The 22698-nt window shown below is 66.8% G+C and carries 19 protein-coding genes and 1 tRNA gene; all 20 read left to right on the forward strand.

Features of this window, described 5'->3' with window-relative positions; translation table 11 throughout:
* The first annotated feature begins 54 nt into the window (after positions 1-54).
* The 20 genes from ACFRJ8_RS09995 to ACFRJ8_RS10090 all read left to right on the forward strand — a co-directional run bounded on the left by ACFRJ8_RS09995 (position 55) and on the right by ACFRJ8_RS10090 (position 22335).
* Positions 55-1122 carry a BMP family protein gene (locus ACFRJ8_RS09995; protein ID WP_377986234.1) on the forward strand — a complete coding sequence of 356 codons (1068 nt, stop codon included), beginning with the start codon at positions 55-57 and terminating at the stop codon, positions 1120-1122.
* A 163-nt stretch (positions 1123-1285) separates the two neighbouring features.
* Entirely contained in the window at positions 1286-2989 is a 1704-nt protein-coding gene (locus ACFRJ8_RS10000) for an ABC transporter ATP-binding protein (RefSeq protein ID WP_377985959.1), read from the forward strand.
* A complete protein-coding gene (locus tag ACFRJ8_RS10005) occupies positions 2982-4382 on the forward strand; it encodes an ABC transporter permease (protein WP_377985960.1) in 1401 nt (466 codons plus the stop codon). The genes ACFRJ8_RS10000 and ACFRJ8_RS10005 overlap by 8 nt, the downstream gene beginning before the upstream one ends.
* Positions 4379-5695: an ABC transporter permease gene (locus tag ACFRJ8_RS10010; RefSeq protein ID WP_377985961.1), complete on the forward strand. Its 1317-nt coding sequence runs from the start codon at positions 4379-4381 to the stop codon at positions 5693-5695. The genes ACFRJ8_RS10005 and ACFRJ8_RS10010 overlap by 4 nt, the downstream gene beginning before the upstream one ends.
* Before the next feature lie 2 nt (positions 5696-5697).
* Positions 5698-6102 carry a cytidine deaminase gene (locus ACFRJ8_RS10015; protein WP_377985962.1) on the forward strand — a complete coding sequence of 135 codons (405 nt, stop codon included), beginning with the start codon at positions 5698-5700 and terminating at the stop codon, positions 6100-6102.
* Between the two features lie 5 nt (positions 6103-6107).
* A complete protein-coding gene (locus ACFRJ8_RS10020; RefSeq protein WP_377986235.1) occupies positions 6108-7430 on the forward strand; it encodes a thymidine phosphorylase in 1323 nt (440 codons plus the stop codon).
* A 193-nt stretch (positions 7431-7623) separates the two neighbouring features.
* Positions 7624-8259, forward strand: coding sequence for a DedA family protein (locus ACFRJ8_RS10025; RefSeq protein ID WP_377985963.1), 636 nt, complete (start codon positions 7624-7626; stop codon positions 8257-8259).
* Positions 8260-8402: 143 nt separating this feature from the next.
* A complete protein-coding gene (locus ACFRJ8_RS10030; protein WP_377985964.1) occupies positions 8403-9137 on the forward strand; it encodes a DedA family protein in 735 nt (244 codons plus the stop codon).
* Between the two features lie 32 nt (positions 9138-9169).
* The gene (locus ACFRJ8_RS10035) at positions 9170-10321 is read left to right on the forward strand and encodes an adenosine deaminase (RefSeq protein WP_377985965.1); all 1152 of its coding nucleotides are present in this window, start codon (positions 9170-9172) and stop codon (positions 10319-10321) included.
* 67 nt (positions 10322-10388) lie between these two features.
* Positions 10389-10973, forward strand: coding sequence for a MazG nucleotide pyrophosphohydrolase domain-containing protein (locus tag ACFRJ8_RS10040; protein WP_377986236.1), 585 nt, complete (start codon positions 10389-10391; stop codon positions 10971-10973).
* 210 nt (positions 10974-11183) lie between these two features.
* Positions 11184-12464 carry a phosphopyruvate hydratase gene (eno, locus tag ACFRJ8_RS10045; RefSeq protein ID WP_377985966.1) on the forward strand — a complete coding sequence of 427 codons (1281 nt, stop codon included), beginning with the start codon at positions 11184-11186 and terminating at the stop codon, positions 12462-12464.
* An 85-nt stretch (positions 12465-12549) separates the two neighbouring features.
* Positions 12550-13275 (forward strand): septum formation initiator family protein, encoded by a 726-nt coding sequence (locus tag ACFRJ8_RS10050; protein ID WP_377985967.1) that lies wholly within the window; start codon positions 12550-12552, stop codon positions 13273-13275.
* Between the two features lie 165 nt (positions 13276-13440).
* Positions 13441-14133 (forward strand): DUF501 domain-containing protein, encoded by a 693-nt coding sequence (locus ACFRJ8_RS10055; RefSeq protein ID WP_377986237.1) that lies wholly within the window; start codon positions 13441-13443, stop codon positions 14131-14133.
* A complete protein-coding gene (locus ACFRJ8_RS10060; RefSeq protein WP_377985968.1) occupies positions 14130-15119 on the forward strand; it encodes an exopolyphosphatase in 990 nt (329 codons plus the stop codon). The genes ACFRJ8_RS10055 and ACFRJ8_RS10060 overlap by 4 nt, the downstream gene beginning before the upstream one ends.
* A gap of 61 nt (positions 15120-15180) precedes the next feature.
* Positions 15181-16653 carry a S8 family serine peptidase gene (locus ACFRJ8_RS10065; RefSeq protein ID WP_377985969.1) on the forward strand — a complete coding sequence of 491 codons (1473 nt, stop codon included), beginning with the start codon at positions 15181-15183 and terminating at the stop codon, positions 16651-16653.
* 38 nt (positions 16654-16691) lie between these two features.
* Entirely contained in the window at positions 16692-18164 is a 1473-nt protein-coding gene (locus ACFRJ8_RS10070; protein WP_377985970.1) for an NAD(P)/FAD-dependent oxidoreductase, read from the forward strand.
* A 150-nt stretch (positions 18165-18314) separates the two neighbouring features.
* On the forward strand, positions 18315-19259 hold the full coding sequence (locus ACFRJ8_RS10075; RefSeq protein ID WP_377985971.1) for an N-acetyltransferase: 945 nt from the start codon (positions 18315-18317) through the stop codon (positions 19257-19259).
* 32 nt (positions 19260-19291) lie between these two features.
* A tRNA-Leu gene (locus ACFRJ8_RS10080) sits at positions 19292-19365 on the forward strand.
* 442 nt (positions 19366-19807) lie between these two features.
* Positions 19808-20569, forward strand: a complete 762-nt coding sequence (locus ACFRJ8_RS10085; RefSeq protein WP_377985972.1) for a potassium channel family protein — start codon at positions 19808-19810, stop codon at positions 20567-20569.
* 416 nt (positions 20570-20985) lie between these two features.
* Complete coding sequence (locus ACFRJ8_RS10090; RefSeq protein ID WP_377985973.1) at positions 20986-22335, forward strand: ABC transporter substrate-binding protein; 1350 nt, start codon at positions 20986-20988, stop codon at positions 22333-22335.
* Positions 22336-22698: the final 363 nt, after the last annotated feature.

Genomic DNA, 22698 nt, shown 5'->3' on the forward strand with positions numbered 1-22698 from the left:
CTTCCTGGAGGAAAATTGAAGAACTCTCTGCGTGCCACCGTCAAGCGCGGATCAATGGCCGGCGTCGCCACCGCGGGCGCGGCTGCACTCCTGCTGACCGGTTGCGGGGCTGCCCCGGAGGCCAGCACCGCCACTGCCACTTCCAGCGACTTCAAGGGCTGCATCGTGTCCGACTCGGGTGGGTTCGATGACCAGTCGTTCAACCAGTCCTCCTACGAGGGCCTGAAGAAGGCTGAGAAGGATCTCGGCATCAAGGTCAACGAGGCCGAGTCCAAGACCAACAACGACTTCGAGCCGAACCTGCGCGCCATGGTCGCCGCCGGCTGCAACCTGACCATCACGGTCGGCTTCCTGCTCGGCGACGCCACGAAGGCCCAGGCCACCGCGAACCCGGACAAGCACTTCGCCATCATCGACTTCGGTTACGAAACCCCGGTGGCCAACGTCAAGCCGATCATCTACGACACGGCCCAGGCCGCGTTCCTGGCTGGCTACCTCGCAGCAGGCACCACCAAGACCGGAACGGTCGCCACCTTTGGCGGCATCAAGATCCCCACGGTCACCATCTTCATGGACGGCTACGCCGACGGTGTGAAGTACTACAACGAAAAGAAGGGCAAGAACGTCAAGGTTCTTGGCTGGGACAAGGCCAAGCAGGACGGCTCCTTCACCGGCGACTTCGAAAAGCAGGACAAGGGCAAGCAGTTCACCCAGAACTTCCTGGACCAGGGCGCCGACATCGTCATGCCCGTCGCCGGTCCGGTCGGCAAGGGTGCAGGCGCAGCCCTGCAGGAAGCCAAGGCGGCAGGCAAGGACGTCAAGCTCATCTGGGTTGACTCCGACGGCTTCCTCACGGCACCGGATTACAAGGACATCATGCTCTCCTCCGTCATGAAGCAGATGGGCGAGGCCGTCGAGACGGTGGTCAAGCAGGACAAGGAAGGCCAGTTCACGAACAAGCCGTACGTCGGCACCCTCGCGAACGACGGCGTCCAGCTGGCTCCGTTCCACGACCTGGATGCCCAGGTGCCGGCCGAACTGAAGTCCGAGCTGGACCAGATCAAGAAGGACATCGCCGACGGCAAGCTGAAGGTTGAATCCGCAGCCAGCCCGAAGGCCTAACTTCCTCCGCTAAGCGCCACGGCCCGTCCGGTCACCACCGCACGGGCTGTGGCGCTTTTCGTTGCGGCCCGCTGCGCCTCAGAGCGCAGGCACTAAGCTGGTGCTGCAGCCCCCATACGCGTCCGGACCAAGCCTTCCGGACACCTCGAGATTGGTCAGAGTTTTGAAACTTGAACTCAAGGGCATTACTAAACGCTTCGGCTCCCTGGTAGCCAACGATCACATCGATGTGGTTGTTGAACCCGGGCAGATTCACTGTCTGCTCGGCGAGAACGGCGCTGGCAAGTCCACGCTGATGAACGTCCTCTACGGACTGTACGAGCCCACTGAGGGCGAAATCCTTATTGACGACAATCCGGTCACCTTCCGCGGCCCCGGCGACGCCATGGCGGCCGGCATCGGCATGGTGCACCAGCACTTCATGCTGGTCCCCGTCTTCACCGTCGCGGAGAACGTCGCGCTGGGAGCGGAGACCACCAAGACCGGCGGATTCCTGGACCTAGAGGACACCCGCCGGAAGATCCGCGAGATCTCCGACCGGTACGGCTTCGACGTCGACCCCGACGCGCTGATCGAAGACCTGCCCGTGGGCGTGCAGCAGCGCGTCGAGATCATCAAGGCACTGGTCCGCGACGCCAAGGTGCTCATTCTCGATGAGCCCACCGCCGTGCTGACCCCGCAGGACACCGATGAGCTGCTGGACATCATGCGCCAGCTCAAAAGCCACGGCACCTCCATCGTCTTCATTTCCCACAAGCTGCGTGAGGTGAAGGCCGTCTCGGACACCATCACCGTCATCCGGCGCGGCAAGGTGGTGGGCTCGGCCGATCCCGGCGCCTCGACCACCGAGCTGGCGTCCATGATGGTGGGCCGGGCCGTGAGCCTGACCCTGGACAAGGCTCCCGCCAATCCGCAGGAGACCACCTTCGAGGTCAAGGACCTCACCGTCATCGCACCCAGCGGCCAGCATGTGGTGGCCGGCATCAGCTTCGGGATCGCCCGCGGCGAGATTCTCGCCGTTGCCGGCGTCCAGGGCAACGGCCAGACCGAACTGACCGAGGCCATCCTCGGCCTGCACGAGAGGGCCCACGGCTCGATCACCCTCGACGGCGAAGAACTCCTGGGCCGCAGCGTCAAGGAAGTCCTCAACGCCGGCGTCGGATTCGTACCGGAAGACCGTTCACTCGACGGGCTGATTGGCACGTTCTCCATCGCCGAGAACCTGATCCTGGACCGCTACGACCAGGCGCCGTTCGCCAAGGGCATCAGCATGAGCCCGGCCAAGGTCCTGGAGAACGCCAAGACCCGGATCCAGGAATTCGACGTCCGCACCCCGTCCGGCTCGCTCGCGGCCGGCACGCTCTCCGGCGGCAACCAGCAGAAAGTCGTCATGGCCCGGGAGCTGTCCCGGCCGCTGCGGCTCTTCATCGCCTCCCAGCCCACCCGCGGCGTGGACGTGGGCTCCATCGAGTTCCTGCACAAGCGGATCGTCGCGGAGCGGGACCACGGCACGCCCGTCATGATCGTCTCCACCGAACTGGACGAGGTGATTGAACTCGCCGACCGGATCGCCGTGCTGTACAAAGGCAGGCTGGTCGGGATTGTCCCGGCCGGCACCGGGCGCGACGTCCTGGGCCTGATGATGGCCGGGGTTTCCCCGGACGAAGCCCAGGCCGAAGCCGCAGGGAAGCGCTCGGCGCAATCTCTCTCTGGCAACGCCGCACCGAACACAGCAGAAAATCCCGCCGGGTACACACCAGAAAGCCCGGCCGACAACCCCGCAACGACGCCGGCCACGAGCCAGGCGCCCGCCGCCCCGTCCGCGCAGGAGCCCGGCTCCGGCGCCGTAGGAGACCACCATGAGTGAGAACACCGAGCCGCGGCCCGCGGCCGCACCGGACCCGGACCGGCTCCCGGTAGCCCAAGCCACCGCAGTGGAGCCCGAGCCGCTCGAGGACGATGAAGCCTTCGTCACCTCCCTGGACACCGCGGGCGGAGCCCACCAGCCATCGGCCGTTCCCGTCTCCACCCAGAGCGGATCCCTTCCCGGCGCCCCGGAAGAAGAATCGCTGCTGCGCAAGATCTTCACCGGCAATGGCATCGTGACCATCCTGGCGGTGCTGCTCGCACTGATCCTGGGCGGCCTGCTCATCGCCATGACAGACAAGGTGGTCGGCACCACGGCCGGCTATCTCTTTGCCCGGCCCACTGATTTCCTCACCGCCGTCTGGTCCGCCGCCACCGGCTCGTACGTCGCGCTCTTCCAGGGTGCGGTCTTCAATCCCCGTGGGGCCGGCGTGGCTGGACAGTTCGCCCCCCTCATGGAGACGCTGACCATCGCCACCCCGCTGATCACCGCAGGCCTCGGCGTCGCCCTGGCCTTCCGCGCGGGCCTGTTCAACATCGGTGCGCAGGGCCAGATCATCATGGCCGGCATCCTCGCCTCGTGGGTCGGCTTCGCGCTGCACCTGCCGGTTGGGCTGCACCTGCTGCTGGTCCTCGTGGCCGGCGTCGTCGGCGGCGCTGTTTGGGGCGGCATCGTCGGCGTGCTCAAAGCCAGGACGGGCGCCCACGAGGTCATCGTGACCATCATGTTCAACTACATCGCCCTGTATTTCCTGCGCTACTTGCTGGACACGGATCTGTTCCAGCGTCCGGGGGCGGACACACCGATCTCGCCGATCCTGGACCCGAGCGCCGCGTACCCGCTGCTCTTTGGCAGCCAGTACCGGCTGCACCTGGGATTCCTGCTGGCCATTGCGGCCACCGTGTTTGTTTCGTGGCTGCTGAACCGCTCCACGCTCGGGTTCGAGTTCCGCGCCGTCGGGGCCAACCCCAAGGCAGCTCTCACTGCCGGCATCAACGTCTCCCGGGCCACCATCCTGGTGATGACCATTGCCGGTGGCCTGGCCGGCCTGGCCGGTGTGGCGCAGGTGGCAGGCACCGAGAAGGTCCTGACCGATGGTGTCGCGGCAACCTACGGCTTTGACGCGATCACAGTGGCCCTGCTGGGACGTTCGTCCCCGTGGGGTACCTTTGCCGCAGGCCTGCTGTTCGGCGCCTTCCGCGCCGGCGCCGTCCAGATGCAGATCCAGACCGGAACTCCGATCGACATCGTCCTCGTGGTCCAGTCGCTCATTGTGCTGTTCATCGCGGCGCCGCCCCTGGTCCGGTCGATCTTCGGACTGAACCCGCGCAAGAAGAAGGCCGCCACCGCCGGCAAAACCAAGCAGGCCGCAACCACCGGAGGTGCCGCATGAGCACAACAGCAACCTCGCCCGTCCAGGGAGAATCCCAGCCTGACAAGAGCCGCAGGCCCGCGGTGTCCGCGAAGCCCGTAACCTGGAAGCTGCCGGTCACGCTGGCGGTGCTGGCCACCGTCGCCTTCATCTTCTTCGGCCTGCTGGGCCCGCAGGCGAACGCCAAGTTCGGCGTTTCCTCCGGCGGAGACTTCTTCCAGTTGCCGGCGATCGAAGTGCCCGCGTTCCTGTCCGGCATTGTGCTCTCCATGATCCTGCTGGGCCTCGCTGGCTACGCCTTGGTCCTGAAGGCGAGAAATAACGTCCGGCCGCCGAGCTGGCTTCCGGCCGTGTTCACCGTCGTGTTCGTGCTCGCATTCCTGATCTGGGTGGTGGGCGGCGCCCGGACCCCCAGCATTTCGCTGGCCGGCCTCATCGCCGGGTCCGTGACACTCGCCGTGCCGATCGTCTTCGGCTCCCTCTCGGGCGTGCTGTGCGAACGCGCCGGCGTCGTCAACATCGCCATCGAAGGCCAGCTCCTGGGCGGTGCCTTCACGGCCGCACTCGTCGCCAGCCTGACGCACAACCCCTACCTGGGCCTGCTTGCTGCGGCCGTGGCAGGCGCCCTGGTCTCCATGGTGCTGGCGCTGTTCAGCATCAAGTATGTGGTCAACCAGATCATCGTCGGCGTCGTGCTCAACGTGCTGGTCTCCGGGCTCACCGGCTTCCTGTTCACCACCGTGATGCAGTCGGACCCCGAGAAATACAACTCGCCCGCCGAGCTGCCCATCATCGATATCCCGGTCCTGTCCGGCATCCCGATCATCGGGCCCATCCTGTTCAAGCAGTCCGTGGTGGGCTACTTGATGTATGTGGCCGTGATCGTGATCTGGGTCGCGCTGTTCAAGACGAAGTGGGGCCTGCGCGTCCGTGCCGTGGGCGAGCACCCGCAGGCGGCTGACACTCTGGGTATCAACGTCAACGCGACCCGTTTCTGGAACGTCACGATCGGCGGGGCCGTCGCCGGAATCGGCGGATCGTTCTTCACCCTCGTGGCGATCGACAGTTTCACCAAGGAAATCTCCGGCGGCCGCGGCTTCATTGCCCTCGCCGCCATGATCCTGGGCCGCTGGAACCCGATCGGGGCGTTCTTCGCCGCGCTGTTGTTCGGCTTCGCCGACAACCTGCAAAGCATCGTGACGATCATCGGCACCCCCGTGCCGAGCCAGTTCATGGCCATGTTGCCGTACGTCGTGACCGTGTTCGCCGTGGCAGGGCTCGTCGGCCGCTCCAGGCCGCCGGCCGCCGACGGCATACCGTACATCAAGGGCTGAGAATGGACAGCATCGACGTCGACTGGGCAGCGCTCGAAGCCGCTGCGGTGTCCGCCATGAAGAACGCCTACGCGCCGTATTCGAAGTTTCCGGTGGGGGCCGCGGCCCTCACCGGAGACGGGCGGATCGTCAGCGGCTGCAACGTCGAAAACGCCAGCTACGGGCTGACCCTGTGCGCCGAGTGCGCCCTGGTGGGCAATCTGCAGATGACCGGCGGGGGAAAGCTCCGCGCCTTCTACTGCGTCGACGCCGGCGGGAACGTCCTCATGCCGTGCGGGCGCTGCCGCCAGCTGCTCTACGAATTCCGGGCTCCGGACATGGAGCTCATGACCACGCAGGGAATCAAGACCATGGACCAGGTCCTTCCCGATGCCTTTGGCCCCCAACACCTGGAGGAACCCCGGTGACCCAAGTGACTCAGACCACCAGCAATACCGAAGCGTTCGACGCCGTCGACATCATCCGCATCAAGCGGGACAAGGGCGTGCTCAGCCCGGCCCAGATCGACTGGACGATCGACGCGTACACCCGCGGCGCCATCGCCGACGAACAGATGGCCGCCCTGAACATGGCCATCCTGCTCAACGGCATGGACCGGGCCGAGATCTCCCGCTGGACCGCGGCCATGATCGCCTCCGGCGAGCGGATGGACTTCTCCAGCCTGCGCAGGCCCGACGGCGGCGTCAAGGCGACGTCGGACAAGCACTCCACCGGCGGCGTCGGGGACAAGATCACCCTGCCGCTGGCGCCCCTGGTGGCGGTCTTCGGCGTGGCCGTGCCGCAGCTCTCGGGCCGCGGCCTCGGCCACACCGGCGGCACCCTGGACAAGCTCGAGTCCATCCCGGGCTGGCGTGCGGCCCTGAGCAATGAGGAAATGATGGCCCAGCTCCAGGACGTCGGCGCTGTCATTTGCGCGGCCGGCGCGGGACTGGCCCCGGCGGACAAGAAGCTCTATGCGCTCCGCGACGTCACCGGGACCGTGGAGGCCATCCCGCTGATCGCCTCCTCGATCATGAGCAAGAAGATCGCCGAAGGCACCGGTTCGCTGGTGCTCGACGTCAAGGTGGGCAGCGGCGCGTTCATGAAGGACGAGGCCCGTGCCCGCGAACTGGCCGAGACCATGGTGGCCCTGGGCAAGGACGCGGGCGTCAACACGGTGGCCCTGCTCACCAACATGAACACGCCCCTGGGCCTCACCGCGGGCAACGCGATCGAGGTTGAGGAATCCGTGGAGGTCCTCGCCGGGGGAGGCCCGGACGACGTCGTCGAACTCACCGTCCGGCTCGCGGAGGAAATGCTGGCCTGCGCCGGCGTCCGCGACGCCGATCCCCGGGCTGCCCTGCGGGACGGCCGGGCCATGGACGTCTGGAACCGGATGATCCAGGCCCAGGGCGGGGACCCGGGCGCCAAGCTCCCGGTTGCCAAGGAATCCGAGGTCATCTACGCCCCGGCCGACGGCGTCCTGGTGGAGCTCGACGCGATGGCCGTCGGCGTCGCGGCCTGGCGGCTCGGCGCCGGACGCGCCCGCAAGGAGGACCAGGTCCAGGCCGGGGCCGGAGTGCGGATGCACGCCAAGCCCGGTGCCACGGTCCGGGCGGGCGAACCGCTCATGACCCTCCTGACGGACACCCCGGAGAAGTTCGAGCGGGCCAAGGAAGCGCTCGAACACGCCGCCCTGATCGCACCGGAGGGCTCCCGACCCGCCCAGAAGCTCATCATCGACCGCATCGCCTAGCCCGTTGCCCTATCACTTTTGGTCCCCAAACCCCGGGTTTAGCCGCCACAAGTGATAGGGCAACCGGCGGTAGCGACCTTCGGTACACTGACTCCACAACACTGGCTCCACCGCAGTACTCTTGCAAGCGCAGGCCCGGCTCCGGCCGAGCCTGCGCTTGGATCTATCTGGCCCCGCCGCGCGGAAGGAAGCTGTGCAGGCAATCAACGACTTCATCCTCGCCGCCGCAGGGCAACCCTGGGTCCTGTTCCTGGTTTTCGCCTGCTGCGTGATCGACGGCTTCTTTCCACCGATCCCGAGCGAGTCGGTGGTGGTGGGCCTGGCTGCGGTCGCCGCCACGGCGGATGTTCCCAATCCGGCGCTCCTGATGGCCACCGCCGCCGCAGGCGCATTTCTGGGCGACAACGTGGCATACCTGATCGGCCGCGGGACCGGAACGCGGCGCTGGGCCTGGCAGCGGGGTCCCCGCATGCAGGCAGCCTTCCGCTGGGCCGGACGGGAACTGCGGAAACGGCCCGCCTCATTGATCCTCGTGGCGCGCTTCGTCCCGATCGGACGGGTGGCCGTCAACCTGACCGCCGGCGCCACGCACTACCCGCGGCCCAGATTCATCAGCCTGACGGTACTTTCGGCACTGCTGTGGGCCGGCTACTCGGTGGGGATCGGACTGTCTGTTGGGCCGTGGTTTCAGAAAAACCATGTGCTGGCCGCGGCCATTGCGATCATCTGCGCCATTGTCCTGGGCATCATCCTGGACCGCGTGATCAGCAAGGTGCGCGGCCGCACGCCGGAGGAACCGACGCGTTCCGTTCCGCCCGTCGAGTCCTAGGCGGATTGGCACCGCCCATGGGACACTAAGGAGCGATTTGCGTCACGTTTGGTGGCGCACGTCCTCCAACGTTCCACCCACTGTCATCGCATGTACGGTACGGCTTAGTTGTCCGTTCCCAGTCATCAAGGAGCACCGCCCGCATGGAGTTCATTAACGAGGCCGTGCTCCATGCCGCTGGCCAGTGGTGGATCTACCCCCTTTTGCTGGTCTTCTTCTTCGTGGACGGCTTCGCGATGGTGGTCCCCAGCGAGACCCTCATCGTTGCCCTAGCGGCGTACTCCCTGCACAGCGGCCAGCCCAACTTGTGGATCCTCGGCCTCACTGCCCTCGTTGGAGCCATCGCCGGCGACAACATGGCCTACATGCTCGGCCGCAAGATCGGCCTCGAGCGGTTCCGCTGGATGCGCAAACCCAAGGTCCAAAAAGTCTTCGGGTGGGCACACTATGAGCTCGAGAAGCGCGGCGCCGTCTTGATCTTCACCGCCCGGTACATTCCGTGGGGTCGTGTCGCGGTCAACTATGTGGCGGGCACGACGGCGTTCCCGCACCGGAGATTCTTCTTCCTGGACGCGTTCGCGTGCTTCACGTGGGTGGCCTACTCGATCGGCATCGGCGTCCTGGCCAGTTCCTTCCCGTGGCTGCACCATAACCCGCTCCTCAGCGCGGGGATCGCGGTGGTGTTCGCCATCGTGCTCGGTGTCCTCATTGACCACCTCCTGCGCTGGTGGCACAAGCGCCTTGGCCGCAACGACGCCCGTCCGGCCCCGGCCGATGCCGATCACGTCCCGGAACCCGCTTCCGGGGAACGGGCGGCGGGCATGCGCGGCACTATGCTGGCCGGTCCGCCCACTGAGGCCGGAGTATCCAGAAAGTAGCTTCCCGCGCCCGGCGACCCTATGGTTGGAACGTGACTGAGACTATTCCTGACGCTGCCCCTGACCTTGACTTCGACCTGAAGGTCCTTCCCAAGGTTTCCCTGCACGACCACCTGGACGGCGGACTCCGCCCGGCCACCATCATTGAACTCGCGGAGGCCGTCGGCCACACGCTGCCCTCGACTGACCCCGTCGCGCTGGGGGAGTGGTTCCGCGAATCCGCCGACTCCGGCTCCTTGGTCCGGTACCTCGAGACCTTCGACCACACCATCGCCGTGATGCAGACCAAAGAAGGCCTGTTCCGCGTCGCGAAGGAATTCGTCGAAGACCTGGCCGACGACGGCGTGGTGTACGGCGAAGTGCGCTGGGCACCCGAACAGCACCTGCAGAAGGGCCTGAGCCTGGACGAAGTGGTGGAGGCCGTGCAGGCAGGCCTCGAAGCCGGCGTGGACGCCGTGGCCGAGACCGGCCGCGACATCCAGGTGGGCCAGCTCATCACCGCCATGCGCCACGCTGACCGCGGCCAGGAGATCGCCGAACTGGCTGTCCGGCACCGCAACAACGGCGCCGTCGGCTTCGACATCGCCGGTGCCGAGGACGGCTTCCTGCCGTCCCGTTTCAAAGACGCCTTCACCTATCTCGCCCAGCACAACTTCCCGGCCACCGTCCATGCGGGTGAAGCCGCCGGCCTGGAAAGCATCCAGTCGGCGCTTGTCGACGGCCGGGCCCTGCGCCTGGGCCACGGCGTGCGGATCGCCGAGGACGTCACGATCGAATTCGAAGAGGACGACATCGCCGAGGGCGACGAAGTCAACGACACCATCGGCATGGTGACCCTGGGCGAGCTCGCCAGCTGGGTCCGCGACCGCGGCATCGCCCTGGAGATCTGCCCCTCCTCGAACCTGCAGACCGGCGCCATCGCCGGCTTCGGCGACGGCATCGAAAGCCACCCGCTGGACATGCTCTACCAGCTCGGCTTCAACGTCACCATTAACACCGACAACCGGCTCATGAGTGGAGTCACGCTGACGGACGAGTTCGAGCTGCTCGTCGAGACGTTCGACTACGACCTCGATGACCTGCTGGAACTGACGCTGAACGCAGCCGAGGCCGCCTTCCTCCCGCTCGAGGAGAAGGAAGCCCTCGTGGAATACATCAACGAGGCCTACTCCGACCTTGGCTAACGAGGACACTTCACCCGTCCAGGGGCTCGTCGCTTTGATTGCGGCCCTGCGCGAGCACTGCCCCTGGATGGGTGCCCTCACCCACGAATCCCTCGTGGAGTACCTCCTGGAGGAGGCCTACGAGGTCGCTGAGACCATCGAGACGGCCGGCGGCGACGCCGAACTCAAGTCCGAGCTGGGCGACGTGCTGCTTCAGGTGGTCCTGCATGCCCGCCTCGCCGAGGAACGTGGCGCCTTCGGCCTCGACGACGTCGCCCGCGCCCTGTCGGACAAGATGATCCGGCGCAACCCGCACGTGTTCCGGCCCGACGGTTCGCTGCAGGATTCCTTCCCGGCAACCGTGGAGGAGATCATCCTGAAATGGGATGCCGTCAAGAAGGCCGAGAAGCCCGAACGCGGCCACGTCTTCGACGGCGTTCCCGCCGCGCTGCCGGCCCTGGCCCGGGCCCAAAAGCTCCTGGACCGGGCCGAACGCGCGCACCTGGCACCGGCTGCGGGCGGTACCGGCGTCGAGATCCCGGCCACCGAGGCGGAACTCGGCGACCTGCTGTTCGGGATCGTGGCCGGTGCCCGGGCCAGCGGGCTCGACGCCGAGCGGGCCCTCCGCGGAGCCCTCCGCCGCTTTCAGGACAGCAACGGCGCCCTACCCTAGAAAACCTGCCCTAGAAACCTGCCCTAGAAAACCTGCCATAGAAAAGATGCGGCCGCATCATGACGTCCGGGGTTTGGATAGGTTTCCGTAACCTGCGCCACTCTCGACTACGCTAGTAGCGACGACGACGTCGGCTTTCCAGCTTCACGCACAGCCAGAGTCCAAGCAGTCAGATTCCCTGCAGATCGCTTCACCCAAAGGAGCATATCCATGGCGCTTATCGATGCCATCCACGCCCGCGAAATCCTCGATTCCCGTGGCAACCCGACCGTAGAAGTTGAAGTCCTGCTCTCGGACGGCCAGATCGGCCGCGCAGCAGTTCCCTCCGGCGCTTCCACCGGCGAGCACGAGGCCGTTGAGCTCCGCGACGGTGACAAGGGCCGCTACCTCGGCAAGGGCGTCCAGAAGGCGGTCGACGCGGTCATCGACCAGATCGCCCCGGCCCTGACCGGTTTCGACGCGACCGACCAGCGCAGCATCGACCAGGCCATGATCGACCTGGACGGCACCCCCAACAAGGGCAAGCTGGGCGCCAACGCCATCCTGGGTGTCTCGCTGGCCGTGGCCAACGCTGCCGCCGCCTCCGCGGACCTGCCGCTGTACAAGTACCTCGGCGGCCCCAACGCGCACGTCCTGCCCGTGCCGCTGATGAACATCCTCAACGGTGGCTCGCACGCCGACTCTGACGTGGACATCCAGGAATTCATGATTGTCCCGATCGGCGCGGAAACCTTCTCCGAGGGCCTGCGCTGGGGTGTCGAGGTCTACCACAACCTCAAGTCCGTCCTGCAGGCCAAGGGCCTGTCCACCGGCCTGGGCGACGAGGGCGGCTTCGCGCCGAACCTGCCGTCCAACCGTGCCGCCCTGGACCTGATCCAGGAAGCCATCAAGAACGCCGGCTACACCCCGGGCAAGGACATCGCCCTGGCCCTGGACGTCGCCTCCTCCGAGTTCTTCAAGGACGGCGCCTACCAGTTCGAAGGCAAGGCACTTTCCGCCACCGAGATGAGCGCCTACTACGCCGAGCTCGTGGCCGACTACCCGCTGGTTTCCATCGAGGACCCGCTGGACGAGAACGACTGGGAAGGCTGGAAGACCCTCACCGACACCATCGGCGACAAGGTCCAGCTCGTGGGCGATGACCTTTTCGTCACCAACCCGGCCATCCTGCAGCGCGGCATCGACACCCAGACGGCGAACTCGCTGCTCGTCAAGGTCAACCAGATCGGTTCCTTGACCGAGACACTGGACGCCGTGTCACTGGCCCAGCGTGCCGGTTACACCACCATCACCTCGCACCGCTCCGGCGAAACCGAGGACACCACCATTGCTGACATCTCCGTTGCCACCAACGCGGGACAGATCAAGACCGGTGCCCCGGCCCGCTCCGAGCGCGTTGCCAAGTACAACCAGCTGCTGCGCATCGAAGAGGAACTCGACGACGCCGCACGGTACGCCGGACGCAGCGCGTTCCCGCGTTTCAAAGGCTAGTTAGCCGCGAAAACCGGTGACCGGTGGCTATGGTTGAAAGACCATGGCCACCGGTTCTGTTTTGGCCCGCTTTTGAAGGAGTGACATGGCTACCCGACGCCCGAATGTTCCCCGGGCTACGCCTGCGCCCACCAAGGCTGCACCCACCAAGCCTGCGGCCACAAGTTTGGGGGCAACAGACGACGGCGGCGAAGTCATCCAGGCGGACTTTGGCGGCTCCCGCAGCGGGGCGCCGGCCACGCCCCGCGGCGCTGCTCCGGCCTCTCCACGTGCCGCAGCACCCGCAGCGGGCAAGCCGGCCGCCAACGGTTCCGCGGCAGCGCCGGCCACGAAACCCGCAACCCGGCCGGCGCCGGGGAAAGCTGCCGGCAAGGCAACGGGCCGGACCGCGGCAGGCAGTGCCGACGAATCCCTCGATCCAGTGCCCGCCAAAGCGTTCTCCGGCCGGCTGCTTGCCCTGGGCGTCGTCATGATTGCCATCACCATCCTGCTGGCCCCCACCGTGAAGATCTTCCTCGACAAACGCGCCGAAATCGCGGCGCTGCAGGCCGATATCGCGGCCAAACAGACCAAGCAGGAGGACCTCAAACGCCAGGTGTCGCGGTGGCAGGATCCCAACTTCGTGAAACAGCAGGCCCGCGACCGCATTAACATGGTTATGCCCGGAGAGACGGGCTACTGGGTATTCGGCAGCGATCTTCCTGCCGCGCAGTCCAGTGGCACGGCGGGTGCAGCATCAGCACAAGACCCGGCCAACCTGCCGTGGGTGGACTCCCTCTGGGAGTCCATCAGGCGATCGGCAACAGACTAGAAGCGGCGCCCGCCGCCGGGATTGTCCCGCGGACAATCCGGAACCGGGCAGGAAGGTGCCACTCCCGTGGACGAGAACCGAGTGGACCAGAACCGACCGGACAAGAACGGCGGCGCCCCGGCGTCGGCGCCACGGCACAGGGCAAACGCCCCAGAGGCCTCCCGCCTGCCGTCGCCGCAGGACCTCGAGGTCTTGAGCCGCCAGCTGGGCCGACCCGTGCGGGATGTTGTCGAGATCCCGGCCCGCTGCGTCTGCGGAAACCCACTCGTGGCCGCCACCTCGCCGCGGCTCAGCAACGGGACGCCGTTCCCCACCACCTTTTACCTCACGCACCCGGTGATCACCGCGGCGGTGTCGCGGCTGGAGGCAGCCGGGCTGATGAACGAAATGAACGACCGGCTCGCCGCCGACGCCGGCCTCGCGGCCCGGTACCGCGCCGCCCACGAGGCCTATCTGGCCTCCCGTGCCGAGATCGGCGCGCGTTGCGGCATCGGTGCCGTTCCGGAAATCGACGGCGTCTCGGCCGGCGGAATGCCGACCCGCGTCAAATGCCTGCACGTCCTCGTGGGGCACTCGCTGGCCGCCGGCCCCGGCGTGAACCCGCTCGGTGACGAATCGATCGCGGCCATCGCCGAATGGTGGACCGTGGACCGGTGCTACTGCGACGGCGCCTGGGACACCGGCGGCGAGGCACCGTCCCGGGACCTCAGCCGCCATGGACCCCAAGGCCTGCCGGAGATCGTGGGCCGGCCCGCCCCGGTCCGCAAATCCCGCGGCACCGCCGGCGCAGGAGACACCGCCGGCACCCCCGGCACGGGAGAGACCGCCAGCACGGCCGGCACGGGGGAGTCCAAGTGACCCGGGTGGCGGCCATTGACTGCGGCACCAACTCCATCCGCCTGCTGATCGCGGACGTAAACGCAGACGTGAACACGGGCGCGGCCACAGCCGCAGGCGGCGCAACAGGGCAGCCCACACCGCGGCTGACCGACATCGTGCGGGAAATGCGCGTGGTCCGGCTGGGCCAGGGCGTGGATTCCACGGGCGAACTGGCCCAGGAAGCGCTCGAGCGCACGTTCGCCGCGACCCGGGACTACGCTGCCCTCATCCGCGAGCACGGAGTCGAGCAGGTGCGTTTCGTGGCCACCTCCGCCACCCGCGATGCCCGCAACCGGCAGGTCTTCGTCGACGGCATCCGCGCCATCCTCGGCGTCGAGCCCGAGGTAATCACCGGCGACGAAGAAGCCGCACTGTCCTTCGCCGGCGCCAGCAGTGTCCTGCCCTCCCGAGGCGAGGACCCCGTCCTGGTGGTAGACCTCGGCGGCGGAAGCACGGAGTTCGTGCTGGGCAACGCCGACGGCGTCATCGCCGCCCGCTCGGTCGACGTCGGCTGCGTCCGGATGACCGAACGGCACCTGCGCAGCGATCCGCCCACCCCGGAGCAGATCGCTGCGGCAGAGGCCGACGTCGACGCCGCCATCAGCGAGGCGGCACAAACCGTTCCGCTGGAACGCACCACCGTCGTCGTCGGCGTGGCGGGCTCCGTCACCACCATCACGGCGCATGCGCTGCGCCTGCCGGAGTATTCGCCGGCCGCGATCCACGGCACCGAACTGGACCTGGATGCGGTCCGGAAGGCATGCACCGAGTTGCTCGAGATGACCCGGGAGGAGCGGGCCGCGCTGCCGTACATGCACCCCGGCCGGGTGGACGTGATCGGCGCCGGCGGCCTCGTGTGGCGGAGGGTCCTGCAACGCCTGGCCGATGTCACGGGCGGCCGCATCACCACGGCAGTAGCCAGTGAACACGATATTCTTGACGGTATTGCCCTCAGCATCCGATGATCCCGCCCAGCAGCTGCGCCCCGCGCGCCGCGCCGCTGGTGCAACCGCCGATAGGACCTGAATGACCAGAGCAACAGGCCGCCGGACCGCCTCCGCGTTGATGGCCTTGGCCCTTGCCGGCGGAGCGTCCACCGCGGCGCTGACCTCAGCCGCGCCCGCCTACGCCGACTCCTGGCGGGACAAGGAATACTGGCTCGCCGAGTCCGGCATCACCAAAGCCTGGGACGTTTCCAAGGGCGCCGGCGTCAAAGTCGCCGTGATTGACAGCGGCGTGGACGGCAAGCATCCGGACCTGGCTGGCGTGCTCGCCGGGGGCTCCGACATTTCCGACGCCGGCAGTGCCAACGGCCAGGCGAGCATCGGTGCCAAACCCGAACACGGCACCCTGGTGGCCACCATGCTCGCTGGGCGCGGGCATCAGTCGCCCGAACCGAGCGCTAAACCGAGCGCCAGCGCCAAACCCAGCTCGGGCCCCGCCGTTGGCCCTGACGGGATCGTCGGCGTCGCCCCGGAAGCCCAGTTGCTGTCCGTCTCCACCTGGCTGGGCTCCGCCAACCCGGGCGGCAAGAGCGACCAGGACCAGATCCCGGAGGCGGTGCGCTGGGCCGTCGACAACGGCGCACGCGTCATTAACATCTCCCTCGGCAGCACGTCGCCGGAATGGCCGCAGAGCTGGGACGCAGCATTCCTCTACGCCGAGCAGAAGGACGTCGTGATCGTCGCCGCTGCGGGCAACCGCGTGGGCGGCAACATCCAGGTCGGCGCGCCTGCCACGATTCCCGGCGTCCTGACGGTCGCAGGCCTGGACCGCAAGGGCGCGGCCAGCATCGATTCCTCCTCACAGGGCATCAGCATCGGGGTCGCCGCTCCCGCCGAGGACCTGGTCGGCGGCATGCCCGCCGGTGGCTATGCCGAGTGGGCGGGCACTTCCGGGGCCACGCCCATCGTTTCCGGCGTCGCTGCCCTGATCCGCTCCAAATGGCCCGAGATGTCCGCGAGCCAGGTCATCAACCGGATCGTCAGCACGGCCAAGGATGCCGGGGCCCCCGGGAAGGATCCGCTCTACGGCTTCGGCGTACTGAACGCCGAGGCCGCCCTCAAGGCTGATGTCCCGGAAACCAAGGCAAATCCGCTGGGATCGATTTCGGACTGGATCCGGGTCCACCGGCGCGGAAACCTCGCCACGAAGGCACCGGCTGCGGCGCCCTCCCCCTCCAGCGCTGTGCCCACCCTGCCCGAAGCGACCGTGCCGGTCGCGGAGAAGCCGTCCCGGTTGGACAACGCCCTGCCGGCCGCGGTGGTCCTGGGCTTCGGGTGCCTGCTCGTGGGAATCGTGGTGGCCGCTGCCGTCCAGTTGCGGGCCGCCATGCGAACGTCCCCGAAGGACGGGCCGGACGGGCCGGTCAAGTCTGAACCCAAGTCCGAACCCAGCCCAGACAAGTCGGAACCCGGGTCCGAACGCGGCCCGGACAAGGCCGAACGTGGGGCCGAAACCGGGACCGAGAAGCCGGTGGACTCCAGCAACCCGTCATAGTTAGTGAAGGTTTTCACAAACTACGGTATTCTTGACGCATGGCATCCTCCCTTCAGCTCCAGGACCGTCCCCGGGTACTCGTCGTCGGCGGCGGGTACGTCGGCCTGTATGTAGCCCTCAAACTTCAGAAAAAGATCGCGAATGCTGGTGGCATCGTCACCCTCGTGGATCCCCTGCCCTACATGACCTACCAGCCCTTCCTGCCGGAAGTTGCTGGCGGCAACATCGAGGCGCGCCACGCAGTCGTCTCGCACCGCCAGCACCTGAAGCAGACGGAGCTCATCCAGGGCCGCGTCACCTCAATCGACCACGCCAACCGCACGGCAGTGGTCGCACCCTCCGACGGTGGCGACACCTTCGAGGTTCCCTACTTCGACGTCGTCCTGGCCGCTGGCGCCATCACCCGCACGTTCCCGATCAAGGGCCTCGCGGAAAAGGGCATCGGCCTGAAGACCATCGAAGAGGCTGTCGCCCTGCGCAACAAGGTTCTCGAGCGCATCGAGACCGGCTCGCTCATGACGGACCCCGTTGAGCGTGCCCGCGCCCTGACGTTCGTCGTCGTCGGCGGCGGCTTCGCCGGCATCGAGTGCATCACCGAAATGGAAGACCTGGCCCGCGCCGCGGTCAAGAACAACCCGCGCATCAAGCAGGAAGAAGTCCGCTTCGTCCTGGTCGAGGCCATGGGCCGCATCATGCCCGAGGTCACGGCGCCGCAGGCGGAATGGGTCGTCGAGCACCTCCGCAGCCGCGGCATCGAGGTGCTGCTGAACACCTCCCTCGACAACGCCGAGGGCTCCCTGAAGCTCATCAACCTCCCGGACAAGAGCCCGGCCCAGGAATTCGAGACTGACACCCTGGTCTGGACTGCCGGCGTGCAGGCCAACCCGATGGTCCGCTCCACCGACTTCCCGCTCGAGCCGCGCGGCCGCGTCCGCGTCCTGGCAGACCTGCGCATCGCAGGCGACGAGGGCATCATCGACAACGCCTGGGCTGCCGGTGACGTCGCCGCCGTCCCCGACCTCACGGGCAGCGGCCTGCCGGACGGCACCTGCGTGCCGAACGCCCAGCACGCGCTGCGCCAGTCCAAGCGCTTGGCCAAGAACCTGTGGGCCTCCCGCTGGGACAAGCCGCTCAAGGACTACAAGCACAAGAACCTGGGCGCCGTCGCCGGCTTCGGCGAATGGAAGGGTGTGGCGAACATCAACCTGCTTGGCCGCATCGGCCTCAAGGGCCCGCTGGCCTGGCTGGCGCACCGTGGCTACCACGGCATGGCCATCCCCACCGTGGAGCGCAAGATCCGCGTGATCTCCGGCTGGCTGTGGGCCTTCTTCCTGGGCCGCGACACCACGCAGCTGATGGACCTGGACAACCCGCGCGGCGCCTTCGTGGCCGCAGCGACGCCGGCCCCGAAGCCCGCGGCCCCGGAGGCTGCCAAGGCCGAAGCCAAGCCTGAAGCCAAGGCCGGCACCCCGGCGGCATCGAATGACTCGGTTCCGGCAGACGCCAAATAGTTCCTGGCCGTAACGGCTTCGAGCGCTCCGGCGGTTGCCATACGACGGCGGCTGTTCCCCTCCGGGGGAGCAGCCGCCGTTTTCGTCGCAGGCAGCCGCGGGGGTGTCCGGCGCGGACGGCTGCGCACCGCCCGCGCCTAGACTGGCTCCATGACAGCTGAAAAGGACCTGCACACGCTCCTGGCCACCATGCACCCCGAACTGCGCGAGGGTGAGTACGTCTACGCCCTGTGGCCGCACGGCAAGCCCCTGGCCGGGGCCATCGCGGCAGCCGTCCGCGAGGCAGAGGGGTTGACCGTCGTGTTGACACGGGAGGAAGCGGACAGCCTGGGGCTCTCCTACGACTTCGTCGCAGCATGGATCACGCTTCAGGTGCACTCTTCGCTCGAGGCGATCGGCCTGACGGCGGCCGTCAGCGCCGCCCTGACCGAGGCGAAGATCAGCTGCAACGTCCTGGCCGGCTTCCACCATGACCACCTGCTGGTCCCCGTGGCCGACGCCGACCGGGCGCTGGAGGTTCTGCACGAACTCGTCGCAGACCATGGGGAGCACAAGCCGGCACCGGAACTCGTGCTGCGCAGCGAGGAACCGGCGGACCGTCCGGAAATCCTCGCGCTCACAGCCGCCGCGTTTGCCATCTCGCCCGTCACCGGGCATCACGTCGACGGCGAACCCGAAGGGGTGAAGCTGCTGGCCCGGCTGTTCGAGTGCCAGGAATATCTCCCCGAGTTCAGCGTCGTTGCGGAGCTCAACGGAGAAATCGTGGGGCATGTGATCAGCACCCGCGGCTGGGTGGGCGAGCTGGAGCTCCTCGGGCTCGGGCCGATCGGGGTGGTGCCGCGGCTGCAGCGCCACGGCATCGGCACCGCGCTCATGAAGGAGACAGTGGCACGGGCCAACGCCGCGGGGGAGCGGGGGATCGCGCTGCTGGGCAGCCCCGACTACTACGCCCGCTTCGGCTTTGTACCGTCCACGTCGCTCGGAGTGGCACCGCCGGAGGCCGGCTGGGGCGCGCACTTCCAGCTGCTCCCGCTCGCCGTCTGGCCCGGCGGCGTTAGCGGCACCTTCCGCTACGCCGGCCCGTTTTCGGGCTGATCCGGTCGGCGACGGGATACCATTGACCGGGCGCCCCAGTAGCCCAATTGGCAGAGGCAGCGGACTTAAAATCCGCGTGTTGTGGGTTCGAGTCCCACCTGGGGCACAGACGAAAAGACCTCCGATTCCCTTTAGGTTTAAGGGAATCGGAGGTCTTTTGCCATGCCCGGGACACCGGCCACCTGGAGGCCAGGAATCTGTACCCAACCTAGGCCCTCCGCTGTGCTGCTCGAGTGAGTCGCGCTGCTTGGCTCGTCGGTACGTTGTGTGCGGCTCGTCCTTGGGGTCTCACGGCAAGGACGGGCCGCATGTGGGCTGCGAAGGAATCGAACCTTCTGGAGGCCAGTGTGCTAGACCTTCTGGCTACGAACCGTTCAGCCCGTGTCGCTATACCGGACGTTACGGGCCCAGCCCTGTGGGAAACCTGTAGAAAATATGGAGCGGCAGGAGACGGCCACTCATCGAGTAGCCAGCTCCGCGCCATCCAGCGGGGGAGTAGGCTGCCGGGTTCCTGCTGGCCTAGGGACCTGTCGCCTAGTATGTGCCTGATGAGACAAGATCGCTGGAAAAGCATAGTTGAGTGGCCGTTGGTGGGTGCTGCTCTGGTGTTCCTCGCTGCCTATTCCGTTCAAGTTATTGGTGACCCCATCGGGGACGCGGCAGCCACCGTGGATAAGGTCATAGGCATAACATGGGGCGCCTTCGTCATCGACTACCTCGTGATGCTGGTCTTGGCCCGCCGGCGCGCCAAGTGGTTCCTCATGAACATTCACGAGTTAGCTATCCTCGCTCTCCCGGTGTTGCGCCCCCTCCGGCTCCTGCGCCTCGTGACTCTAATCCAGGTGCTGCACCGGACTGCCGGCAACGCCTTGAGGGGACGGATCATCGCGTTCGTCCTGGGCGCCGCTGTCCTCCTGACGTATTGCGGGGCCTTGGCTGTGCTCGACGCTGAAAAGATCGAGCCAGATGCGAACATCGTGACGTTTTGGGATGCCCTGTGGTGGGCCCTGACAACCATCACGACGGTGGGTTACGGCGACCACTTTCCGATCACGGCTACAGGGCGAGTGGTCGCCGGCGCATTGATGCTCTCAGGGATCGCCGTTGTCGGCGTCGTGACCGCCGCCGTAGCGTCATGGCTGGTGGAGCACGTTACCGCAGGTGCCACCGCCGCGGTTGAAACCCAGGAAGAGCCGATGAGAGAGGAAATTCGCGAGCTGTCGGCCCAAGTTGAGAGGCTTTCAGCCCAGATCGAAAGCATGGCTGAACGTTCCACAAGCAGCGGCCTCAGCAGCGCACAGAGCACCTGAGGTGGGTCCCGGTGGGGAGCGGGCTCCCCGTGTTTCTTCCCCGCGTAGCCCACCCGATTTGGCGACCACCTCGGTGACCATTCTTGAAAGCGTGGACCGACGTAGGCGGACTCGGGCAGACTGAGTTCCCTGTGAACACAAGGATTTTGGACCTACCCAGACCCGGACAGGCACCCGGAAACCGTATTTAAAATCCGCGTGTTGTCGGTTCGAGTCCCACCTGGGGCACTTTGCTACACGCCGCCCTGCAGCGGGCGCTGCAACCCTCCAGATTTCCTCTATGCAACGAGTGTTATAAGGATGTGACCGTAGTCACTTATTTTCACGTCGAAATTGCACTAGCTTGAAGTGGAATCAGGAACACCTGATCTTTCGCGTCAAAGGCCGTTCGCACCTTTAGATCGAGGAGCTTGTACATGACTTCACTCCCCCGGGTTGCGCCCCGCGTCGCTAAGCTCACAGTGCTTAGCCTCGGCGTCGCCCTTCTGGCTACGGCTTGTGGCGGTTCACCCGCCCCGAGTTCGTCGGGATCCAGTTCAGCCGCGGCCGCCGGCATCGCATGCCCGGCGCCCAGCGCCACCGGCGCCGGTACCAGCGCTGCCGGCGAAGCCGGCACCGTGCCGGCTTCGGCCACCACCACCCCCACACCCCTGAAGATCGGCTCGCTCCTGCCGACGACGGGTTCGCTGGCATTCCTCGGCCCGCCCGAAATTGCCGGTGTTAACCTCGGCATCAAGGAGGTCAACGACGCCGGCGGCGTCCTGGGCAAGCCTGTCGAGGTCATCCACCGCGACTCCGGCGACACCAAGACCGACATCGCCACCCAGTCCACCACGGCACTGCTCGGACAGGGCGTCAGCGCAATCGTCGGCGCCGCCTCCTCGGGCGTCTCCAAGACCGTGATCAACCAGATCACCGGCGCCGGCGTCGTCCAGTTCTCCCCGGCCAACACCTCGCCGGACTTCACCTCGTGGGATGACAAGGGCCTCTACTGGCGCACCGCCCCCTCGGACGTGCTTCAGGGCAAGGTCCTCGGCAACTACATGGCCACCTGTGGCGCCCAGACGGTCGGCATGATCGTCCTGAACGACGCCTACGGAACCGGCCTTGCAAAGAACATCCAGGCCTCTTTCGAGGCAGCCGGCGGCAAGGTTGTTGCTCAAGAGCTCTTCAATGAGGGCGATTCCCAGTTCAGCAGCCAGGTGGACAAGGTTCTCGCCGCCAAGCCGGACGCCATTGCCCTGGTCACCTTCGACCAGGCCAAGAGCATCGTTCCGCTGATGACGGGCAAGGGCGTCAAGCCGACCCAGATCTTCATGGTGGACGGCAACATGTCCGACTACAGCAAGGACTTCCAGCCCGGAACTCTCAAGGGCGCCCAGGGCACCATCCCGGGCACCTTCGCCAAGGATGACTTCAAGAAGAAGCTCCTGACGATCGACCCGGCGCTGAAGGACTACAGCTACGCGGGCGAGTCCTACGATGCCGTGAACCTGATCGCCCTGGCTGCCGAGGCCGCCAAGAGCATCAAGGGTACCGACATCGCAGCGCAGCTCAAGGCAGTCTCTGAAGGCGGCGAGAAGTGCAACACCTTCCCCTCCTGCGTCACCCTGCTCCGCAACGGTAAGGACATCGACTACGACGGCCAGTCCGGCCCCGTAACGTTCTCCGACGCCGGCGACCCGACCGAAGCCTACATCGGCATCTACGATTACCAGGATGACAACACTTACAAGCCGGCCAAGGAAGAATTCGGCAAGCTGTAAGCCGCTTCCCACCGACAAACAAAAGACCCCCGTCCAGTCCGGACGGGGGTCTTTTGTGTGCGGGGGCGGGTGACACGCCGGGGGAGCGACCCAGGCGTCACGCACAGCAGGCTTTGGGCCAGCACAGGAGCAGCCGACGGCGGGATTCCGGCTTAGCCCGCTAGGTGCGTGCCCATAAGTCCGCTCTGCGTGACGCCGCCGGGTGGGCCCACGGCGGCAGGGATCCCTGCCCGAGCTTGCGAGGGGAGGGGGCCGGCGGGGAGGAACGAGCGCAGGCGCCGAGCAAGTGGCTGCGGAGGCGCCCGGACGGCACCACACGCTGATTCACGCACCGGAATTACGCCGGGCACGCAGAAGGCCGCC

Origin of the sequence: Arthrobacter sp. NPDC056886 (genome assembly GCF_042788715.1) — a bacterium.
In the GTDB taxonomy this organism is placed as follows: Bacteria; Actinomycetota; Actinomycetes; order Actinomycetales; family Micrococcaceae; genus Arthrobacter.